Source organism: Novipirellula sp., from assembly GCF_041583735.1.
Lineage (GTDB): Bacteria > Planctomycetota > Planctomycetia > Pirellulales > Pirellulaceae > Novipirellula.
This window is the reverse complement of the sequence record NZ_JBFHFD010000663.1, coordinates 1-4,780: the sequence shown is the minus strand read 5'-3', so window position 1 is coordinate 4,780 and position 4,780 is coordinate 1. Positions and strand designations below refer to the sequence as shown.

The following is a 4,780-nucleotide window of genomic DNA, read 5'->3' as shown; positions in this document are numbered from 1 at the left end:
CGCGAATGTTCATCTGCGAGACCGTCCGCACGAAGACGGGATGCCAATGTGTTGGGACAATGTGATTTACGAAAGCAAATCGCTCGGCTACGTCACGTCGACCCATCAAACCGGGCTCGATCACGGGGCAACCGTGTTGACGTGGTACTATCCGATGACAGCACACGAAGACAAGGTTTCACGCCAGCAGCTACTAGGGATGACGTGGTCGGACTGGGCCGAAATTGTGTTGGCGGACTTGTCGCAGCCGCATCCCGAGATCGCCTCGTTGATCACTCGCATCGACATCATGCGTTGGGGGCACGCGATGATCCAGCCGCGGCCCGGTTTTGTGTTTAGTGAGGCACGTCGTAACGCGGCCAAACCAATCGGCAATCTACATTTCGCCGGGACGGATTTGAGCGGTGTCGCGTTGATGGAAGAGGCTTTTTATCACGGCGTGCGTGCTGCGGAAACAGTGCTGGCCAAACGCAAACATCCCTTCGAGTCGCTGTTGTAGAGGGATGGTTACGGTGTCCGAAAATGCGTTTCGCCGATCGATTCCGTGGCTGTTTTCGCCACGCGTGGATTTGCTGACGTTTTTAGGGAGTGCCCTGGTCGCGTTTGCGCTGTTGGCGATCGGCATTCCGTTTGGATGGTTGCACTCGGACACGCCCGAGTGGGCCTGGATCGTCGCGATCTTGTTAATCGATGTGGCTCATGTCTATGCCACGGGGTTTCGAGTCTATTTTGATCGTGCGGAATTACGTCGTCGCCCTTGGCTATACGGGCTGACACCGGTGTTGGCATTCGGGATCAGTTGGGCGATTTACAGCGAGAGCGTGATCGGTTTTTGGCGAGCACTTGCTTATTTGGCGGTCTTCCATTTCATTCGTCAACAATATGGCTGGGTCGCTCTGTATCGTTCTCGTGGCGGCGAAACAAGTCGGATCGGTTGGTGGGTTGACGCCAGCGTGATTTATTTAGCGACAATTTACCCACTGGTTTACTGGCACACCCATTTACCGAGACGATTTTGGTGGTTTCGTGAGGGGGACTTTGCCACGATTTCACTGGATATCGCCGCCTGGATTGCGCCGCTGTATTGGCTGTCATTAATCGCGTACGCGGTGCGTTCGAGCTACCGTGGATTTGCCAAAGGCCAATTTTCGCCAGGAAAAGACATCGTGGTTTTGACGACTGCATTGTGTTGGTATGTCGGCATCATCACCCTAAATTCCGATTACGCGTTCACCGTGACCAACGTGATTATCCACGGCGTGCCCTATATGGTGCTGGTCTATTGGTATCGATGGCGACAGACGGATGACACTGACGCTCATCCAAAGCGAGTCGCTGCGACGCGAGTTGCAAAGTTCTTGGGACTGGTGTGGTTGCTGGCGTACGCCGAAGAATTGCTCTGGGACAGTGGGATGTGGCAAGAGCGAACGTGGTTGTGGGGATCGAGTGTTTTCAGTGCTTTGGGCAACATCGAGGGGATCGATATCGCATTGGTTCCGTTATTGGCCGTGCCACAAATTACCCACTACGTCCTGGACGGATTCATATGGCGACGAAGATCGAGCCGGCGTCTAGCCGAGATGGTCTCCTGAGCGACGTGCCCCACCAAACCACTGCGAAATGTTTTAGGCCGGCGCCATTCTTTTCCCCACCTCCTCACTCCTCACTCCTCACTCCTCACTCCTCACTTTCCCTTTCCCTTTCCCTTTCACCCACCCCGCGTGCTTGCTTTGCCTCCGCGACATGCTTATTGTAATGGCACTGAATCCTCCTCCACTTGTCTGTGAATGCGGCGAATTACCCCGTGGTAAAACTTTCTCAGCTTCAACTCGCTGCTCTGCTGGAAGAAATCGCCAGCGCGATGCGTCGCGATGTCTCGGTGGCAGACGCACTTCGCCGATTAGAACGCGGGCGGCTGGGGCGAGTCGGACGGTTGGCGGGTGAGATTGCGGAAAAACTCGAGCAGGGGCAAACCATCGCGAGGGCACTCGACTGGCCAGCGCTGCCGAATCACGCTCAGGTAGCCGCGTGTGTGAGCGCATGTGAGCAAACCGGTGACGCTCGGCTGTTGGATCGACTGGCTCGCTTGCTGCGTAAGCAAGCCGATTATCGACGCAATATTCGATTGGCGTGGGTGTATCCGGTGATGTTGATGGTGCTTGCCTATGCCGTGCTCGTGCTGTTGATGACGCAAATGGTACTGAGCAACAACACGCCCGATATCCGCTGGCCTGATCCGGTGGTGCATTTCAGTGAATGGTTGTTGGTCTATTGGATTTGGCCCGCGATCGTTTTTGTTGTACTGATTGTTGCTGCGGCGATTTACTTTCGCAGTCGCATTCCGTTTCCTAAAAGCGTGCGGCTCGGATTGTTCTGCGAGTCGTTGGCCGACCAGATCGCTCTGGACGTGCCAGACGATGTCGCGATCGAAAGTGCCGCGGCGTTAGCAGGAGCGAAGTCGTATTCATCGCTGTCGAATCCGAGTATGAATAGCCCCGAAATCGTATCGATGCTTTCGCCCGTCACCATGGAAACGATCGAAGTTCCAGAGCTCGCGGCCAAAGAGGTGCTGGTCGCTCGTCTTCGCTATCTTGCCACGATTCACCATGAACGAGCACGTCGACAGCGATATTTTTGGACGCATTTCGTGCCGCGGTTTGCGATCGTTTCGTTCGGGATTTTGTTTGTGTTCTCCTATATCGCTTGGGTGATTGGGCCGGTCTATCGTCAGGTGGCGTTGTGGTAAAAAAACTCGATGCCGTTTCACAGCGGTTGATGGCGTCTGGTACCCAACACGAAGCAAGCGTGTTGCAGTGGTTGGACGGACAACAGAAACGACGCAACATGACTAAGCGTGCAATCTGGTCAACCACCGGTGGGTGGTTGTTCGTGATTGCATCGGGGATTGTTGCAAGTCTTGTTGCCATCAAAATTTCGATCGATGTGAAAGTCCTCACGACATCCACCGATGGGTTGTTCGGTGATGTCGAGACGCCACAGCGTGTGATGTGGGTACCCTATATCACCGTGGTGATGTCGGTGCTGATAATCGGGTTTGCCTTGGTTGGTATTGTTCGAGGAGCATTGCCTGGGTATCGGTCGACAAAATCGGCGATCCAGTGGGCGGCGGTAAGTGATGCGGTGTCTCGTTTGTTGGCGGCCGGGTACACGTATTCCGAAGCGTTCACGGCGGCTGCTAGTGTCGTCAAACAAGGAACGGCGTACGTTTGGTTAAACGACACGATCCGGCGATTAGAGCGAGGCGAGTCCAATGTCGGTTTAACATCCTGGTCACGTGGCGATGCTGCCATGTTAGAAGCGATTGTCGATGGAGCGACGGTCAGCCCCGAACGCCAGTGGCAAATTGCGTCGGACCATTTCAGCGATGTCGCCCATCGCCGTTTGGTCTTGCTGACTCAGTTGATGCCATTGTTCTCAACCGTGGTTGCCGGCGGATTGATTTGGATCGCAGTGTCGACCACGCTCGGTTGGTTCTGGTATTCGGTGTCCAGCATGATCGGAGGCTTGACATGAACCCTTACCTTGCCACCGGGCTGCGGATTTTTGGCTACTTCGTCTTCTTTGTCCTGCTGTTATTGGTCCTGCCGACACCGGTTAGCGTTTTGTTCGCGACGTTAGTGATCGTGGGCTTTGAAGATTTTCGGCGGCGTCGCTGGCAACACGCCACTCGCACGTTCAATGAGATGATCTGTTCGGTCCAGCGGCATGATGGTCATATTGAGAACGTGGTGGCTGCGTTTTCACGATCGGGACCTTTGCGAAACCAATGTCGTCAATATTTGTACCGACTGCGCGCGGGGGAGGATCCGGTTCACGCGGCCGAAGCATCCGGCGTGTCGCTGGTCTTTTCCACCGCAATTGCATTGCGAACCGTTCGCAGACCCGATTCCCAAACGAAGCAAAGAACACGCATTTCCCACGACCGTTGGGTCCAGCACAGCGACGAACTGTCGGATATTGATTCCAATGAAATTCCTGCGTACGGTCAATTCATTTATCTGATCACAGTCAGCTTGATGGTCTATCTTTGTTTGACGTTCTTAGCGTTGTTCATCACACCGACCCTCGAGAAAATGCTGGAAGAATTTAGTTTTAGCTCGCAAGGTTCGGGGGTTCTGTTAACTAATTTTGCATCCGGTTGGGTCTTGGTTGGTTTAGTGATCCTGTGTGGCATGATCATTCCTGCACTCAGTCGCGGACGGATTTTTGGATTGCGGTTGCCTCAGTGGATTCCGATGCTGCCTCATCGTGCGAATCGAAAAGCGGAAGTGCTCAATGGTTTCGCGGACGCGATTGACGCGGGCATGCCGCTGGACCAGGCGATTCGTGTCGGGCATTCGATCTCGCGTTGGGCGTCACAGCGAAATGAAATGCACCAAGCCTTTGTGCGACTTGAATTTGGTCACTCCATCGCGGCGGTGATGCAGCAAGCGAAATGGTTGACGGCAGCCGAAGCCAAATGGATCGCAGGGGCATCGCCTGAACGGATGAGTGAATTGTTGCGTTCGATTGCCGATCAAAACGTACGCAATGCCAACGCCAACAGCCGTTGGTTGCTGGGGATCTTTTTCCCCGTTGTGATTGTGATTTTAGGGCTGCTCGTGCTTGCTTATGCGGCTGGATTGTTCGCATCGTTGTCGGAGATCATCAATGGGCTCAGCTAGTCATCGCCATGCTCGACGTCGCGGCAGTCTAATTGTGGAAGCAGCGATTTGTTTCGTCTTGCTCGCTACAGCCGTGGTGGCATTGATGAAGTTGG

5 protein-coding genes are annotated in these 4,780 nt (G+C 54.3%); all 5 read left to right on the top strand.

The window, feature by feature from the left end:
- On the top strand, positions 1 to 499 hold a 499-nt coding region (locus ABX962_RS30485; protein ID WP_372725212.1), incomplete at its 5' end, for an FAD-dependent oxidoreductase.
- 4 nt (positions 500 to 503) lie between these two features.
- A complete protein-coding gene (locus ABX962_RS30480; protein WP_372725210.1) occupies positions 504 to 1,592 on the top strand; it encodes a hypothetical protein in 1,089 nt (362 codons plus the stop codon).
- A 212-nt stretch (positions 1,593 to 1,804) separates the two neighbouring features.
- Positions 1,805 to 2,746 (top strand): type II secretion system F family protein, encoded by a 942-nt coding sequence (locus ABX962_RS30475; RefSeq protein WP_372725208.1) that lies wholly within the window; start codon positions 1,805 to 1,807, stop codon positions 2,744 to 2,746.
- Entirely contained in the window at positions 2,740 to 3,534 is a 795-nt protein-coding gene (locus tag ABX962_RS30470) for a hypothetical protein (RefSeq protein ID WP_372725206.1), read from the top strand. Before ABX962_RS30475 ends, ABX962_RS30470 begins: the two co-directional genes overlap by 7 nt.
- Positions 3,531 to 4,685: a type II secretion system F family protein gene (locus ABX962_RS30465; protein ID WP_372725204.1), complete on the top strand. Its 1,155-nt coding sequence runs from the start codon at positions 3,531 to 3,533 to the stop codon at positions 4,683 to 4,685. The genes ABX962_RS30470 and ABX962_RS30465 overlap by 4 nt, the downstream gene beginning before the upstream one ends.
- Positions 4,686 to 4,780: the final 95 nt, after the last annotated feature.

What these genes read in the sequence shown, in the direction of transcription:
- ABX962_RS30480 (WP_372725210.1), top strand. Translation starts at nt 504, where the DNA reads ATGGTTACGGTGTCCGAAAATGCGTTTCGCCGATCGATTCCGTGGCTG.
- ABX962_RS30465 (WP_372725204.1), top strand. Translation starts at nt 3,531, where the DNA reads ATGAACCCTTACCTTGCCACCGGGCTGCGGATTTTTGGCTACTTCGTC.